Below are 15,598 nucleotides of genomic sequence, written 5' to 3'. Positions count from 1 at the left end.
AGTTCGCGCGCTAAGCGCCGGCGGCGGCCTTCATCTTGTCCCAGATCTCAACCGCGCGCTGCTGAGCATCGTTGACCTCACCGGTGTGCATCATGTCGAGCTGTTCTGGCGTGAAGAACACGAGGTCCAGCATCTCCAGACCGGCCTCGCGCGCGGCATCCTCGATCCCGGCGACACCGGTGTGGTAGCCGATGTAGTCGAGTTCAGCCAGCGACACCTCGGGGTCGAGCACGTGGTTGATGAACGCGTGAGCGGCCTCCGGGTGGGGCGCGCCCTCGGCAATGGCCCAGTTGTCTGCCCACAGTTCGGTGGCGGGGTTGCCCAGCACCCACTGCCAGCGGTCCGGGTCGGCGCTCTCGAGGATGCCGATGCGCGCGTCGCCGTTCCAGGCCTGCATCAGCGCGTGCTGCGACTGCGGGATGGCGACGCCGCCGGGGTAGGAGTCGAAGGCGGCGACGTGCGACGCGAGGGTGTTCACCAGGAAGTCCTCGGCCGCATCGAGGTGGGCGGCATCAGTCGTCGTCCAGTCGATGCCGTTCGCCCAGAAGTAGAGGCCGGTGAGTTCCGCAGGGTCGTCGAGCAGCGAAACGTCGCCACTTGCCTCGTTCATGGCCGCGTCGATGAAGTCCTTCCAGGTCTTCAGCTCGCGAGTGATCTTGGTCTTGTCGTAGACGAAGCCGGTGGTGCCCCAGGCCTTGACGACCGAGTAGTCGTTGTTCGGGTCCCAGTCCCGGCCGAGGAACACCGGGTCGACGTTCTTGAGGTTGGGGATGAGGTCATGGTTGAACTTGGCGAGCAGCCCGTTCTCGACCATCTGCGGGATGAACTGGCCGGTCGGGACGACGATGTCGTAGCCGCTGGTGCCCTTCGCCGCGACGAGCTTGGAGATCATCTCCTCGTTGGAGTTGAACGAGTCGAGAGTGACCGCTGGGCCGAGGTCCGCGGTGAACTGCGCGAGCACGTCTGGGTCGTCGTAGTCGCCCCAGGTGTAGATGGTCAGCTTGTCCTCGAGCGCGGCCCCGGTCGCCCGGGGGGCGGTTGAGCCATCGGGGGAACTGCACGCGGCCAGCAACCCGGCGCCCGCCGCGGCCGCGGCGAAGCTGAGGAAGCGACGCCGGTTGTACTGTGCCGCGATCATGCGGCTGGCCGCACTTGAGGCGAGAATCCGAACAGGCTGCTCGTGGGACATCAGGGTCGCTCCTTCACTGAGATCGAATTGGTGGATGCTGCGGGGTTGGTCAGGGCGCGTTCGATCTCGGCCTGAGCCTGCACCGCCTGCTCCCCGGGGAAGTAGTTGACGCTGTCCGCGTCCCAGGAGCACCAGACTGTGGCGCCCACCGGGATGCGGGGTGCGGTCGGGCGGGGCGCCCTGGCCTGGATGGTCAGTCCGTCCCCGACCGAGACGAGGAACTGCAGGGTCTCGCCGAGATGCGAAATGCCGATGAGCTCTCCCGGCAGAGAGTTCTGCTGGGAGGCGGGCTGGCCTTCAGAAACGGTGACCTGCTCCGGGCGGACCGCAGCCTGGGCATCCGTTCCCGACGCCAGGTCGGTGGGTCGACTGGTGCGCAGGGTGCCGTAAGCGGTGTCCAGCAGGTCGCTCTGACGCCCGATGGTGCCGGGGATGAAGTTCTGCTGCCCGATGAACCCGGCGACGTAGGCGCTGGCGGGGGAGTCGTAGATGGTGTCGGCATCCGCCAGCTGCTCAATGCGCCCGTCGCGCATGATGGCGATCCGGTCGCTCATCGACAGCGCCTCGCCCTGGTCGTGGGTGACAAAGATGAAGGTGATGCCGAGGCGCGACTGCAGCAGCTTCAGCTCGACCTGCATCTCCTCGCGCAGTTGCCGGTCGAGTGCGCCAAGCGGTTCGTCGAGCAGCAGCACGGCTGGCCGGTTGATGAGGGCACGCGCGAGGGCGATGCGCTGCTGCTGGCCGCCCGAGAGCATGTTCGGCCGCCGGTCGGCGAAGGACCGCATCTTCACCATCTCGAGCGCCTCGGTCACCCGCTGGCGGGCTTCCGCCTTGGGGACCCGCTTCTGCCGCAGGCCGTAGGCGACGTTCTCGGCGACGCTCATGTGCGGGAACAGTGCGTACGCCTGAAAGACGGTGTTGACGTTGCGCTTGTGCGGTGGAACCCCGAGCACATCCTGGCCGGAGATGCGGATGCGACCGGCGTCGGGCCGCTCGAAGCCGGCCAGCATGCGCAGCGTCGTGGTCTTGCCGCATCCGGATGGGCCGAGAAGGGAGAGGAACTCGCCCGGCTCGACGCGAAGGTCGATGCTGTCGACCGCGGTGCTGGCACCGAACGTCTTGGTTACCGACTCGAGCACCACCGCACCGGGCGCTTCCGCGCGCCCGGGGTGTGAATGCTCGCTGGATCCGGGGGAAGCCTCGCTCGTGAGATTGGTCGAAACAGTCACTTCGGCTTCAGGCCTCCGGGCTCACAACGATGGGACGCGGGTTGTCTGTAGTCAAGCGGAGTTCCGGTAGAACCGCAACGGGATTGATTGTCATTTTGTCTCGCGGCTACGGAATCCGAAGCGAATGGCGGGCTGATGCGCTCAAATCCTCCGTTTGACCGTTGTCACGACACATTTCCGAACTGCGGAAAAACAGGCGAATTTCTATCGTCGAGAGCGCGCAGAACCGGCTCTCTTGCCCCGAGAGTGGTGTCACGGGCCCGAGTCACGGGCCATGGACGATCTACCGGAGGCACCGATGAGCACCGCCCGCGCAGGAGACCAGACCCAGACCGCTGACCAGCTTGCAGCCGAGTGGAAGACGGATGCCCGTTGGGCGGGTGTCGAGCGCGACTACAGCGCCGAGGACGTCATCGCGTTGCGCGGCAGCGTTCGCGAGGACCGCACTCTGGCTCGCCGCGGCGCCGAGAACCTGTGGCGTTACATCCACGAGGAGCCGTTCGTGAACGCGCTCGGCGCGCTGACCGGAAACCAGGCGGTGCAGCAGGTGCGCGCGGGACTCAAAGCCATCTACCTTTCCGGCTGGCAGGTCGCCGCCGACGCCAACCTGTCCGGCCAGACCTACCCTGACCAGAGCCTCTACCCGGCGAACTCGGTTCCCGCGGTCGTGCGCCGCATCAACAACGCGCTGCTGCGCGCCGACCAGATCGAGTTCGCCGAAGGCGCGGAGACGCGCGACTGGCTGCAGCCGATCGTCGCCGACGCCGAGGCGGGCTTCGGCGGGCCGCTCAACGCGTACGAGCTCATGAGCTCGATGATCGAGGCGGGAGCAGCCGGCGTGCACTGGGAGGACCAGCTCGCGAGCGAGAAGAAGTGCGGCCACATGGGCGGCAAGGTGCTCATCCCGACCCAGCAGCACATCCGCACCCTGAACGCCGCGCGCCTCGCCGCCGACGTCGCCGGCGTGCCGACCATCATCATCGCGCGCACCGACTCGCTTGCCGCCGACCTCATCACGAGCGACATCGACGACCGCGACAAGCAGTTCCTCACCGGCGAGCGCACCTCGGAGGGCTTCTACCGCACGACCCCCGGCCTCGACACGGTCATCGCGCGCGGCTTGGCCTACGCGCCCTACGCCGACCTGCTCTGGGTGGAGAGCGCCGAGCCCGACATCGAGCTCGCCCGCACTTTCGCGGAAGCGATCCACGCGCAGTTCCCGGGCAAGAAGCTGGCCTACAACTGCTCCCCGTCGTTCAACTGGAAGCGGCACCTCGACGACGACCAGATCGCGCGCTTCCAGAAGGAGCTCGCGGCGATGGGGTACGCGTTCCAGTTCATCACCCTGGCCGGGTTCCACGCCCTCAACCATTCGATGTACACGCTCGCGGCCGATTACAAGGAGCGGCAGATGAGCGCCTACGTCGAACTGCAGGAGGCCGAGTTCGCCTCCGAGGCGGACGGTTACACCGCAACCCGCCACCAGCGTGAGGTTGGCACCGGCTACTTCGACCGCATCGCGACTGCCCTGAACCCGGACAGCGAGACCCTGGCGCTCGTCGGCTCCACCGAGACCGCGCAGTTCCACTAAATCGCAGCAGGATCAGCAAAGGAATGAAGCAATGAACACGAGCATCGAGATCACCGGAGAACTGCGCGAGCGGTACAACGAGATCCTCACTCCGGATGCGCTGCAGTTCCTCACCGAGCTGCACGACCGGTTCGCGGGTCGCCGACACGATCAGCTGGCCGCCCGGATGCGGGTGCGCTACGACCTGGGCAACGGCCGCAACCTCGGCTTCCTGCCGGAGACCGCGCACATCCGCGAAGACACCGAGTGGCGTGTCGCCGGCGCCGGGCCGGGCCTCGAGAACCGGCGCGTGGAGATCACCGGCCCCACCGACCGCAAGATGACGATCAACGCCCTCAACTCCGGGGCCAACGTGTGGCTCGCCGACCAGGAGGACGCGACCAGCCCGACCTGGGCGAACGTCATCGAGGGGCAGCTCTCGCTCTTCGACGCCATCCGTGGGCAGATCGACTACACGAGCCCCGAGGGCAAGCGCTACGAGGTCAAGGGTGAGATGCCCACGATCGTGTTGCGCCCGCGCGGCTGGCACCTGGTCGAGAAGCACCTGAGCCACATCGACCGTGCGGGGCGCCGGATGCCGGCATCCGGGTCGCTGGTCGACTTCGGCCTGTACTTCTTCCACAACGCGAAGGCGCTCATCGACTCCGGTCGCGGCCCGTACTTCTACCTGCCGAAGCTCGAGAGCCACCACGAGGCCAAGCTGTGGGACGACGTGTTCAGCTACGCCGAGGACCGTCTCGGCATCCCGCACGGCACCATCCGCGCGACGGTGCTGATCGAGACGTTCCCGGCAGCGTTCGAGATGGAGGAGATCCTGTTCGAGCTGCGCGACCACATGGCGGGACTGAACGCGGGTCGCTGGGACTACATCTTCAGCATCATCAAGAACTACCGCGGTCGCGGGCAGCGCTTCGTGCTGCCGGACCGCAACCAGATCACGATGACCGTTCCGTTCATGCGTGCCTACACCGAGCTGCTGGTGAAGACGGCGCACAAGCGTGGCGCGCACGCGATTGGCGGCATGAGCGCGTTCATCCCGAACCGTCGCGACCCCGAGGTGACCGCGATGGCGATGGAGAAGGTCAGCGCGGACAAGCGCCGCGAGGCGGCCGACGGCTTCGACGGCACCTGGGTCGCGCACCCGGACCTCGTCGACACCGCGCGCGCCGAGTTCGACGCGGTGCTCGGCGACCGCCCGAACCAGCTCGATCGCCAGCGCGACGACGTGGAGGTCACCGCCGCGCAGCTGCTCGACATCCGCTCCACGAACGGGTCGATCACGCTCGAGGGCGTGCGCGACAACGTGTCGATCGCGATCCGCTACATCGACTCGTGGCTGCGCGGCGTCGGGGCGGCCGCGATCGACAATCTCATGGAGGACGCTGCGACAGCCGAGATCAGCCGATCGCAGGTGTGGCAGTGGATCCACCAGGATGTCGTCACCGAGGACGGTGTGCAGATCACCCGCGAGCTCGTCGACGGGCTGCTGACCGGGCTGCTCGAGACGCTGCCGCGCACCGACGGCGACCGGTTGGATGATGCCGCAGAGGTGTTCCGCACCGTCGCGCTGCAGGATGACTACCCGACGTTCCTGACGCTGTGCGCCTACTCGCGCTACCTCGTCGAGGAGCCGATGGCGGCAGCTGCCGCATAGATCAGCGACGAGCGCGGACCGCGACCCGAACGGTCCGCGCTCGTCGTTTGCGTGGCGCTGGCGATGCCGTCATCGCGCTGTCCTTGTAGGTTTCCGCCAGCCGGATGTCGCCGCGCTTGAGTCCACCGCTAGATTTCGCTTCGTGAACCTGATCTGGCGCACCCTCTGGCACCTGCTGATCAAGCCGCGCGGCGCGACGCAGGGACCGTTCGATGTGTCATCGACCGAATTCCGGGTGCTGCCCACCGACATCGATATGTACCGGCACCTCAACAACGGCCGCTATCTGTCTATCGCCGACCTCGGCCGCTTCGATCTGCTGCGCCGCGCCGGCCTGTACAAGGCGATGACCGCGCGCGGCTGGTACCCGGTGGTGGTCGCGACGACGATCTCCTACCGGAAGTCACTCGACCTGTGGCAGAAGTTCAACGTCGAGAGCCGATTCCTCGGCTACGACGACCGCGCGGTGTACCTCGAGCAGCGGTTCGTGGTCGACGGCGAGATCTACGCTCGGATGTTCATCCGGGGCCGCTTCCTGAAGAAGAGCGGCGGGCTGGTGCCGATGGACGACCTGATCGAGCTCATCGGCGTGGCGCCGCACGAACTCGAGGTGCCCGAGTGGATCCTGCGCTGGGGACAGAAGGTCGCACTGCCGTCGACCAAGGTGCCTGCGCCCAGCGAGTGGGAATAGCCACTGGGCACAAGCCGAGGCTAGGCGCGCCGAGCCTCGATTGATTCCGCCACTTCGCACGCTGCTGGGTTGATCGCATCCAGCACTTTGCCCGAGGCGGCCGAGACGAGCTCCTTCTCCTCATCGGTGAGCACGTCGAAGAAGAACCTGCGGATGGCGTCATGGTGGTTGCGCATGGCGCGGAAGATTGTGCGCTTGCCTTCGTTGGTCATGCCGATCCAGGTCCCGCGGAGGTCGGTTTCGCACTCGGTGCGCTCGACGAGGCCGCGAGTCTCCATGCGGCTGACCTGGTGCGAGATGCGGCTCTTCTCCCATCCGATGATCTCCGCGAGCTCACGCGCGCGAAGTTTGCGGTCCGGGGCGTCGAACAGGGCAACGAGGATCTCATAGTCGGGGCCGGAGATGCCGGAGTCGCCCTGCAGCTGCTGTTCCAAGGCGCGGTCAAGCTGCCGTCGCATGGCATAGAACCGGCGCCAGACGGCCCACTCCTGCTCGGAGATGTGGGGTGAAGCGGCCATAGAACACCATCATAGCTCATTGTTGACATGTCAACCAGTGGCGCGTATCGTTGACGCGTCACCAATTTTGGGTGACGTGTCACCAAGAACTTTTCAGGAAGGCAACACGTGTCAGATCTCAAGATCGGAATCATCGTCGGAAGCACCCGCCCCGGACGCCTCGGCATCCAGGTTGGCAACTGGGTCAAGGACAACGCGAAGGCCGACGGCGTCGAGTTCGAGCTCGTCGACATCGCCGACTACAACCTCCCGCTGCTCGACGAGGCGATCCCCGCCGCCGCCGGCCAGTACCAGCACGAGCACACCAAGAAGTTCGCGTCGAAGATCGGCGAGTTCGACGGCTACATCTTCGTGACCGGCGAGTACAACCACTCGATCCCGGGCGCGCTCACCAACGCCATCTCGTTCGTCGGCACCGAGTGGCACAACAAGGCCGCCGGCATCGTCAGCTACGGCAGCATGGGCGGCGTGCGCGCCAACGAGCACCTGCGCCAGGTCCTGGCCGAGCTCGCCATCGCCGACGTGCGCCAGAACGTGCTCCTCTCGCTGTTCACCGACGTGGAGAACTTCACCACCGTGAAGCCCGCCGAGATGCACCTCCCCGAGCTGCAGACGCAGGTCGACCAGGTCGTCGCATGGGCCGGTGCCCTGCGCAGCCTGCGCGTCGACGAGGCGCTCGCCGCGTAACTCGCGCTCACCCGCCGCTCACCCGAAAGCGGCAGAAGGGCCCGGCATCCGTTTGCCGGGCCTTTCGCATGTCTGCTCAGGCGGCCGGCTGCTCGGGAAGGTGCTGCACGTCGAGGTGGAGTCGCTCCATCTTCGCGTCCAGGTCGCTCGCCGACTCCGCCGCCCGACTGAGGTCCGCGAGGATCGACTCTGGCACGTGGCGGTCGTACTTGTAGTAGATCCGGTGCTCGAGACTCGCCCAGAAGTCCATCGCGATCGTGCGCAGCTGCACCTCGACCGGCACGATCTCGACCCGGTCGGAAAGGAAGACCGGGATCTCCAGCAGCAGGTGCAGGCTGCGGTAGCCGTTCGGCTTGGGCTCGGCGATGTAGTCCTTCACCAGGCGCACCGTGATGTCGCTCTGCGCGGTGAGCATCTCCGCCACCCGGTAGGTGTCGCCGATGAACGCGCAGGTGATCCGGATGCCCGCAATGTCGGTGACGTTGTCCCGAACCGACTCCAGCGACAACTCGAAGCCCTTGCGGCGTATCTTGTCGACAATGCTGTCGACCGTCTTCAGCCGCGAGTTCACGTGCTCGATCGGCGAGTAGTCCTGACTGACAGCGAACTCCTCTTTGAGGATGTTGATCTTCGTCATCAGTTCGTCGATGCCGAACTTGTAGGCGAGCAGGAACCGGGTGAGTTGATCCCTCAGGTCGCGAAGCTCGTCAAGGTCGGCTGTTGATTCGAACTGCACCCGGCAATCCTTTCACGAGGCCGCTTGGCGGTTCCCGATCGGCGGCGGTCAGGGTTCGTACGGCCGGTGGATCAGCTTCGACAGCACGATCGCGCTGCGGGTGTGATCAACGTTGGGGGCGATACGCACGCGCTCGAGGGCGACCTCGAGGCTCGAGATGTCCCGCGAGCGCATGTGCACGATCGCGTCGGCGCTGCCGGTGACGGTCCCCGCGTCGACGACCTCCGGCACCCCGGCGAGGATCCGTCTGAGCTCCTCCGGCGCGACGGTGCCCCGGCAGAACAGTTCGACGTACGCCTCCGTGCCCATCCCATCGACGGCTGGGTCGACCTGAATGGTGAAACCGCGGATCACCTTGTCCGCGACCAGCCGGTCCACGCGCCGCTTCACCGCGGACGCCGAGAGCCCGATCCGCTCCCCGATGTCGCCATAGCCCGCTCGTGCGTTCTGGCGGAGCAGGTCGATGATGCCGTAGTCGAGACTGTCCATGACCCAAGGGTATGGCCGCGCGGAGGTGGCGGCCAGTCATCCGGATGCCGCAAATCGGGTGATTCTTGCACCCGGCTGCCCCACAACGCGTGAATCCTGCTCGACTCGACAGGAAACGTGGATAAAGAGCGTGGGAGACTGGTTAAGGCGTCCCGAGCCGCGGGGCTCGAACGAGCGACCTAGTCCGCCCAATCACTGAGCCCGAGGACAAGAGATGACGACCCAGACCGCGAACCTTGCCAACCCGGCAGCCCGCAAGGCCACCGAGCGCACCATCCTGATGTGCCGCCCGGACTTCTTCACCGTGAACTACCGCATCAACCCGTGGATGCACCCCGAGCAGCCCACCGACACATCGCTGGCGGTGCGGCAGTGGGAGGTGCTGTACAACACCTACCTCGAGCTCGGTTTCGACGTTCGCCTGATCGACCCGATCGACTCTCTGCCCGACATGGTCTACGCCGCGAACGGCGGCTTCGTGATCGACGGCATCGCCTACGGTGCCAAGTTCCGGTACGAGCAGCGTGGCCCGGAGGGTCCCGCCTACATGGACTGGTTCCGCGACAACGGTTTCGACGTGCGCGAGCCAGAGCACACCAACGAGGGCGAGGGCGACTTCCTGCTCGTCGGCGATGTGATCCTGGCCGGCACCGGCTTCCGCAGCGACACGGCCAGCCACCGCGAGGTCGAGCGGATCTTCGGGCGCGAGGTGGTCAGCCTCGAACTCGTGAACCCGAACTTCTACCACCTCGACACCGCGATCGCGGTGCTCGATCCCGAGCCGATCGAGGGCGGAGCGCAGAACATCGCCTACCTGCCATCGGCGTTCAACGAGGAGGGGCTCGCGGTGCTGCGCGAGCGGTTCCCGGATGCCATCGAAGTGAACGAGGAGGACGCATCCGTCCTCGGACTCAACTCGTACTCGGACGGGTACAACATCGTGATCGCGTCGCGCGCGAAGGACTTCGAGCGGCAGTTGCGCGAGCGCGGGTACAACCCGATCGGCGTCGACCTGTCCGAGCTCCTGCTCGGAGGAGGCGGCGTCAAGTGCTGCACGCTGGAACTTCGGCGCTGACCGCGGCGGCGATCGCCGCCGAACAAGAGCACATCGCCCAGAACTACCATCCGCTGCCGGTGGTGGTCGCCTCCGGTGACGGTGCGTGGGTGACCGACATCGAGGGCAACCGCTACCTCGACTGCTTGGCCGCCTACTCGGCCGTGAACTTCGGGCATGGCAACCGGATGCTGCTGGACGCCGCCCGCGCGCAACTGGAGCGGATCACGCTGACCAGTCGGGCGTTCCACAACGACCAGCTCGGACCGTTCGTCGCCGAACTCGCTGAGCTCGCAGGCAAGGACCTGGTGCTGCCGATGAACACCGGGGCGGAAGCGGTCGAGTCCGCGATCAAGGTGGCTCGCGCGTGGGGATACCGGGTGAAGGGCGTGCCTGAGGGCAACGCCAACATCGTCGTGGCGGACGGCAACTTCCACGGCCGCACGATCTCCATTGTCAGTTTCTCCACTGACCCGGTCGCCCGGAGGGACTTCGGACCGTTCACGCCCGGCTTCCGGTCGGTGCCGTTCGGCGACCTCACGGCGCTTGAGGCGTCGATCGACGATGAGACCGTCGCCGTGCTGCTCGAGCCGATCCAAGGCGAGGCCGGGGTCATAGTGCCGCCGGCCGGCTACCTTGGGGCGGTGCGCGAGCTGACCACCCGCAGGAACGTGCTGTTCATCGCCGACGAGATTCAGACCGGGCTGGGCCGCACCGGCGCGACCTTCCAGTGCGACAACGAGGGCGTCGTGCCCGACCTGTACCTGCTCGGCAAGGCACTTGGTGGCGGCATCGTGCCGCTGTCTGCGGTGGTCGGCAACCGGGACGTGCTCGGCGTGCTGAACCCTGGGGAACACGGGTCGACCTTCGGGGGCAACCCGTTCGCGGCTGCCGTCGGTCGCGCGGTGATCCGGATGCTGCGCACGGGCGAGTACCAGGAGCGGTCGCGCACGCTCGGCGAACACCTGCACGCGCGCCTCGCGGGACTGGTGGGCGCTGGCGTCACCGCGGTGCGCGGAGCCGGACTCTGGGCGGGCGTCGACATCGACCCTGCGTACGGGTCGGGACGCGATGTCTGCGCCCGCATGCTGGAGCGCGGAGTGCTCATGAAGGACACCCACCAGACCACGGTGCGAATCGCGCCGCCGCTGGTGATCTCTGGGGGCGACCTCGACTTCGCGGTGGACCAGCTCGCCGCGGTGCTGGCTGAACTGCGTCCCGTCGGCTGAGCTCGGGTTTACGGTCATTCCATGACGCATGAGACCCTCAACCAGCCGCCGCCGCGCGTCGACGTCGACGAGTTCGGGCTCAACGGTCCCCTCGTCGAGGGGGTCGCACGCTACGACGCCGCTTGGGCGCAAGACGACCTGCACGAGGTCGGACGACTGGTCGGCAGCGCGTCATTCCAGGCGGACGCGGAGCGCGCGAACACCCACGCGCCGGTGCTGCACACCCACGACCGGTGGGGCAATCGCGTCGATGAGGTGGAGTACGACGAGTCGTATCACCGGGTGATCGCGGCGGCCGCGGCATCCGGCGCGCACACGAGCGCGTGGGCAGAGCCCCGTCCCGGCGCGAACGTCGCGCGCGCCGCCACCTTCATGCTGTTCGCCCAGGTCGAGCCCGGCCACGCGTGCCCGATCTCGATGACCCACTCGGCGGTGCCGGCGCTCGCCGCCTCCCCGGAGCTCGAAACGAAGTGGCTGCCGAGGCTGTTGAGCCGCGACTACGACGGCGCGCTCGGCCAGCCGAAGGCATCCGCCCTGTTCGGGATGGCGATGACGGAGAAGCAGGGCGGCTCGGACGTGCGCGCCAACACCACCCGCGCGATCGACGCGGGCGACGGCAGCTGGCGCCTCACCGGCCACAAGTGGTTCTGCAGCGCGCCGATGTCGGACGCATTCCTGCTGCTCGCGCAATCGACGGCCGGACTGAGCTGCTTCCTGCTGCCCCGGATGCTCGACGACGGCAGCCGGAATACGTTCCGCATCCAGCGGCTCAAGGACAAGGTCGGCAACCGCTCCAACGCGTCGAGCGAGGTCGAGTTCGACGGCACTGTCGGCCACTTGCTCGGCGAGGAGGGTCGCGGGGTCCGCACCATCATCGAGATGGTCGCGCGCACCCGCCTGGACTGCGTGTTCGGCACGGCGGCCGGCATGCGGCAGTCGGTGGCCGAGGCGCTGTGGCATGCACGACACCGCAGCGCCTTCGGCGCGAAGCTCGTCGACCAGCCGGCGATGACCGCTGTGCTCGCCGACCTCGCCCTCGAGTCGGAGGCGGCCACCGCGACCGCGCTGCGGCTCGCGCGAGCGCACGACGACGATGCGGATGACGCCGAGCACGCCTTCCGCCGGCTCGCCACCGCGGTGTCGAAGTACTGGATCTGCAAGCGCGGACCCGGGCATGCCTACGAGGCCATGGAGTGCCTCGGCGGCAACGGTTACACCGAGGGCTTCCCGCTCGGCCGCCGCTACCGCGAGCAGCCGGTGATGGCGATCTGGGAGGGCAGCGGCAACGTCATCGCGCTCGACGTCCTGCGTGCGATCGAGCGCGAGCCGCAGAGCGTTGACGCGTTCTTCGACGAGGTGGACCTCGCGCGCGGCGCGCATCCGGTGTTCGATGCGCACGTCGAGGCGACCAAGCGGATGCTGCGGGCACCGGATGACGCGCAGCGCCAGGCACGCCAGCTGGTTGAGCAGCTGGCGCTCGCCCTGCAGGCGTCACTGCTGCTCCAGCACGCCCCCGCGGCCGTGTCACACACGTTCGTCGCGGCACGGCTGGGCGACGACCGCGGCAGCCTCTACGGGGTGCTGCCCGCGCGCGCCGACCTTGAGGGCATCATTCGGCGCCACTGATCCCGAGCCGCTCAAGCTGCCATTGATGCACTTCCGGCAGCCAATCCAACGGCGCCGAAGGACCGACCCGCACGTCGTCGATGACACCGCCGTCCCGCAGGGCCTCCGCGTACGCGCGATCCTGTTTGATCCGCTCTCGCAGCTGTTGCGCTCCGCCGACCGAACCGTGACCGGGGACGACGACAACAACGTCGTCGGCCACGCTCTCGAACAGCCGCAGCGCAGCAAGGTAGTCCTCGATCGGATCGGCGGCATCCAGATCCAGGAACGGCATCAGGATGTCCGAAAGCATGTCGCCGGCGACGAGAACCCCACGCTCCTCGATCAGCAGCGCCGCATGACCTGGGGCGTGGGCCCGGTGCTCGATGATCCGCACTGTGGGACCATCCCATTCAATCCGCTCGGCTTCGGCGGGCAGGCCGGTGATGAGCCCGAGCAGCTCCATCGGGATGTCCTCGGCGTACTCCGGCGGCAGCCCCCCGGCGACGCGGGCCTCCCAGTCCGCGTGCGCCAGCAGCTCGCGCATGGAGGCCGCGCAGCGGGCTGTGCCGTACCGGGGCGCGTCACCCAAGTCCGCGTGCCAGAGCACGTGGTCCCAATCCGGATGCGTCGAAAAGCCTGCCACGACGCTCTGGCCCGACTCGCGAAGATCCTTCGCGATGTCGACCAGTTCGGCGCTCGTTATGCCGGGGTCGATGAGCAAGACCCCGTCCCCGGACCCCTGCACGACAACGGCGTTGCTCTGGATGAATTCGCTCTCGTGAACGAGAACGCCTTCAGCGACCCGCTTCAGCATGAGCTGCCTTCCGACAAGTAGTGTGCACCCGGCTTGGTGGCGACGGTATTTCGTCGGGACGCAGCCCGCAAGCCCTACGGCCGGTCTAGGCTTCTTCGGTGACTCCCGCCGGCCGCCGCAAGCATTTCATCGACTTGTCGCCGCTGCGCTCCAGCCCCGCGTTCGCAAAGCTCTGGCTCGGCAGTTCGATCGCGGGCATCGGCAACCAGATGACCATCGTCGCGGTCGGGCTGCACGTGTACGACCTCACCGCCTCGACCACCGCGGTGGCGATGGTCGGTGGAGTCGCGCTTGTGCCGATGATCCTCGCCGGACTGTTCGGCGGCGTGCTCGCCGACTCTTTCGACCGACGGCTCGTCGCGCTGGTCTCGGCGATCCTCGCGTGGGTCTCGATCGCATCCATCGCAGCCATGACGTGGCTGGGCTTCGACCAACTCGTGTTGTTGTACCTGCTGACCGCGCTCAACGCCGTCGCCTCCACCGTGATCGGCACATCCCGCCAGGCAATCCTCCCGCGTCTGCTGCCGCCGAACCTGCTGCCGGCCGCATCCGCCCTCCAGGGAATGGGCTTCGGACTCGCGGTGACCGTCGGGCCGGCGCTCGCGGGCGTGCTCGTTGCCGTAGCGGGCTTCGCCTGGACCTACACGATGGACGTCCTGCTCTTCACCGCCGCGTTCATGGGCATCATCGCGCTTCCTCGCATCCTGCCAGAGGGCGATCGCGAGCGGCCCGGCCTGAAGTCGCTGGTCTCCGGGCTCGCGTTCCTGCGTCGCGCCCCGAACATCCGCTCGTCGTTCGTCGCCGACATCATCGCGATGACATTCGGGCGCCCCCACGCGCTGTTCCCCGCGGTCGGCGCGCTGCTGCTCGGCGGCGGAGCAGTCACCGTCGGCGTGCTCACCGCCGCGGTCGCGGTCGGCACACTCGTCAGCAGCGTGTTCTCCGGCCGGGTCGGCACCGTCCGACGTCACGGCCTCGCGATCGGCTGGGGTGTGATCGCGTACGGCTGCAGCATCCTCGCGTTCGGCACCGTGCTCGTCCTGGCCGGGTTCGACCCGGCGACGGATGGCGCGCCGCACTGGGTGGCGATCGTCGCGGCCGCGCTCACTCTGGTCTGTGCCGGCGCCGCGGACAACGTATCGATGATCTTCCGCACCACGATGCTGCAGGTCGCGGTCCCAGATGCCATGCGCGGCCGACTGCAGGGAGTGTTCATGGTCGTCGTGGCCGGGGGTCCCCGCGTCGGCGATATCTACATCGGCATCGCGGCGGCCGTGGGAGCGCTGTGGTTCCCACCGGTGCTCGGGGGCATCCTGATCGTGTCCCTGGTCGCGCTGCTGCTGAGGTTCCAGCCGTCGTTCCGCAGCTACGACGCCCTGTCGCCGACACCCTGACCAACCACTCCCGCCGAAGCCCTGAGCCGGGCGTGTGAACCGACTGGGAACATCGTCCGGTCTCGGGTGGGCACTGTTCGCCCGGTTCAGGCTGGAGGCGAAACACGGGAGGTTTCTCATGGCACACATGCCGGAACCGCCGTACCAGGTCGGCTACTTCGTCGGCAGCCTGGCAACGGCATCCATCAACCGGACGCTCTCCAAGGTGCTCATCAAACTGGCGCCGTCCGAACTGCAGTTCACCGAAATCCCGATCAAGGATCTGCCCCTTTACAGTTACGACTACGACGACGACTATCCGCAGGTTGCGCTCGACTTGAAGAAGGCGATCTCCGACGCCGACGCGGTGCTGTTCGTGACGCCCGAGTACAACCGCGCGATTCCCGGCGGGCTGAAGAATGCGATCGACTGGGCAAGCCGGCCGTGGGGACAGAACTCCTTCGCGCGCAAGCCGTCAGCGATGATCGGCACGTCGCCGGGGTCGATCGGCACCGCGGTGGCTCAGCAGAACCTGCGAAGTGTCATGAGCTTCTGCAACTCGCCGCAGATGAACACCCCTGAGGGTTACATCCAAGCGAAGCCGGGGCTGTTCACGGAGCACGGCGAGGTCACCGACGATTCGACGGCCGACTTCCTCCGCGGGTTCATGACCGAGTTCCGGGACTTCATCGAACGCGTCTACACCGCGCTGCACCAGCACGGCTGAGCCGCGCCC

Annotated in this window: 15 protein-coding genes; 9 read left to right on the top strand and 6 right to left on the bottom strand. The window is 67.2% G+C overall.

Annotated features, from left to right (window positions below):
• Positions 1–10: 10 nt before the first annotated feature.
• Together IRG63_RS03695 and IRG63_RS03690 are read right to left on the bottom strand one after the other, a co-directional pair.
• Positions 11–1,189: a spermidine/putrescine ABC transporter substrate-binding protein gene (locus IRG63_RS03695; RefSeq protein WP_168625872.1), complete on the bottom strand. Its 1,179-nt coding sequence runs from the start codon at positions 1,187–1,189 to the stop codon at positions 11–13.
• Entirely contained in the window at positions 1,189–2,418 is a 1,230-nt protein-coding gene (locus IRG63_RS03690) for an ABC transporter ATP-binding protein (protein ID WP_193509249.1), read from the bottom strand. The genes IRG63_RS03695 and IRG63_RS03690 overlap by 1 nt, the downstream gene beginning before the upstream one ends.
• 298 nt (positions 2,419–2,716) lie before the next feature.
• On the opposite strand from IRG63_RS03690, the gene aceA reads away from it, so the two are divergent.
• The 3 genes from aceA (at position 2,717) to IRG63_RS03675 (ending at position 6,354) form a co-directional block, all read left to right on the top strand.
• On the top strand, positions 2,717–4,009 hold the full coding sequence (aceA, locus tag IRG63_RS03685; RefSeq protein ID WP_193509248.1) for an isocitrate lyase: 1,293 nt from the start codon (positions 2,717–2,719) through the stop codon (positions 4,007–4,009).
• 31 nt (positions 4,010–4,040) lie between these two features.
• The gene (aceB, locus tag IRG63_RS03680; RefSeq protein WP_168625869.1) at positions 4,041–5,663 is read left to right on the top strand and encodes a malate synthase A; all 1,623 of its coding nucleotides are present in this window, start codon (positions 4,041–4,043) and stop codon (positions 5,661–5,663) included.
• Positions 5,664–5,805: 142 nt separating this feature from the next.
• Positions 5,806–6,354, top strand: coding sequence for an acyl-CoA thioesterase (locus tag IRG63_RS03675; RefSeq protein ID WP_193509247.1), 549 nt, complete (start codon positions 5,806–5,808; stop codon positions 6,352–6,354).
• Positions 6,355–6,374: 20 nt separating this feature from the next.
• On the opposite strand, the gene IRG63_RS03670 is transcribed toward IRG63_RS03675, so the two are convergent.
• Positions 6,375–6,872: a MarR family winged helix-turn-helix transcriptional regulator gene (locus IRG63_RS03670; RefSeq protein ID WP_193509246.1), complete on the bottom strand. Its 498-nt coding sequence runs from the start codon at positions 6,870–6,872 to the stop codon at positions 6,375–6,377.
• A 108-nt stretch (positions 6,873–6,980) separates the two neighbouring features.
• Between IRG63_RS03670 and IRG63_RS03665 the strand changes: the two genes are divergently transcribed.
• The gene (locus IRG63_RS03665; RefSeq protein WP_168625866.1) at positions 6,981–7,559 is read left to right on the top strand and encodes an NAD(P)H-dependent oxidoreductase; all 579 of its coding nucleotides are present in this window, start codon (positions 6,981–6,983) and stop codon (positions 7,557–7,559) included.
• 76 nt (positions 7,560–7,635) lie between these two features.
• On the opposite strand, the gene IRG63_RS03660 is transcribed toward IRG63_RS03665, so the two are convergent.
• Complete coding sequence (locus IRG63_RS03660) at positions 7,636–8,295, bottom strand: GTP pyrophosphokinase family protein (protein WP_370566166.1); 660 nt, start codon at positions 8,293–8,295, stop codon at positions 7,636–7,638.
• A gap of 48 nt (positions 8,296–8,343) precedes the next feature.
• Positions 8,344–8,784: an Lrp/AsnC family transcriptional regulator gene (locus tag IRG63_RS03655; RefSeq protein WP_168625865.1), complete on the bottom strand. Its 441-nt coding sequence runs from the start codon at positions 8,782–8,784 to the stop codon at positions 8,344–8,346.
• Positions 8,785–8,998: 214 nt separating this feature from the next.
• Between IRG63_RS03655 and ddaH the strand changes: the two genes are divergently transcribed.
• Genes ddaH through IRG63_RS03640 form a run of 3 tightly spaced genes read left to right on the top strand, consistent with a single transcriptional unit; the run spans position 8,999 to position 12,693 of the window.
• Positions 8,999–9,859 carry a dimethylargininase gene (gene ddaH / locus IRG63_RS03650; RefSeq protein WP_168625864.1) on the top strand — a complete coding sequence of 287 codons (861 nt, stop codon included), beginning with the start codon at positions 8,999–9,001 and terminating at the stop codon, positions 9,857–9,859.
• On the top strand, positions 9,832–11,067 hold the full coding sequence (gene rocD / locus IRG63_RS03645; protein WP_349236097.1) for an ornithine--oxo-acid transaminase: 1,236 nt from the start codon (positions 9,832–9,834) through the stop codon (positions 11,065–11,067). The genes ddaH and rocD overlap by 28 nt, the downstream gene beginning before the upstream one ends.
• 21 nt (positions 11,068–11,088) lie before the next feature.
• Positions 11,089–12,693: an acyl-CoA dehydrogenase family protein gene (locus IRG63_RS03640; protein ID WP_193509245.1), complete on the top strand. Its 1,605-nt coding sequence runs from the start codon at positions 11,089–11,091 to the stop codon at positions 12,691–12,693.
• On the opposite strand, the gene IRG63_RS03635 is transcribed toward IRG63_RS03640, so the two are convergent.
• Positions 12,677–13,489 carry an MBL fold metallo-hydrolase gene (locus IRG63_RS03635; RefSeq protein WP_193509244.1) on the bottom strand — a complete coding sequence of 271 codons (813 nt, stop codon included), beginning with the start codon at positions 13,487–13,489 and terminating at the stop codon, positions 12,677–12,679. The genes IRG63_RS03640 and IRG63_RS03635 overlap by 17 nt on opposite strands.
• A gap of 98 nt (positions 13,490–13,587) precedes the next feature.
• Here IRG63_RS03635 and IRG63_RS03630 point away from each other — a divergent pair, with 98 nt between their 5' ends.
• Entirely contained in the window at positions 13,588–14,883 is a 1,296-nt protein-coding gene (locus tag IRG63_RS03630) for an MFS transporter (RefSeq protein ID WP_193509243.1), read from the top strand.
• Positions 14,884–15,001: 118 nt separating this feature from the next.
• Entirely contained in the window at positions 15,002–15,589 is a 588-nt protein-coding gene (locus tag IRG63_RS03625) for an NADPH-dependent FMN reductase (RefSeq protein WP_227411715.1), read from the top strand.
• Positions 15,590–15,598 lie beyond the last annotated feature (9 nt).

Origin of the sequence: Cryobacterium sp. BB736 (assembly GCF_014980265.1) — a bacterium.
Taxonomy (GTDB): Bacteria; Actinomycetota; Actinomycetes; order Actinomycetales; family Microbacteriaceae; genus Terrimesophilobacter.
The sequence above is the reverse complement of the archived record's forward strand: the minus strand, read 5'-3'. Positions and strand labels throughout refer to the sequence as shown.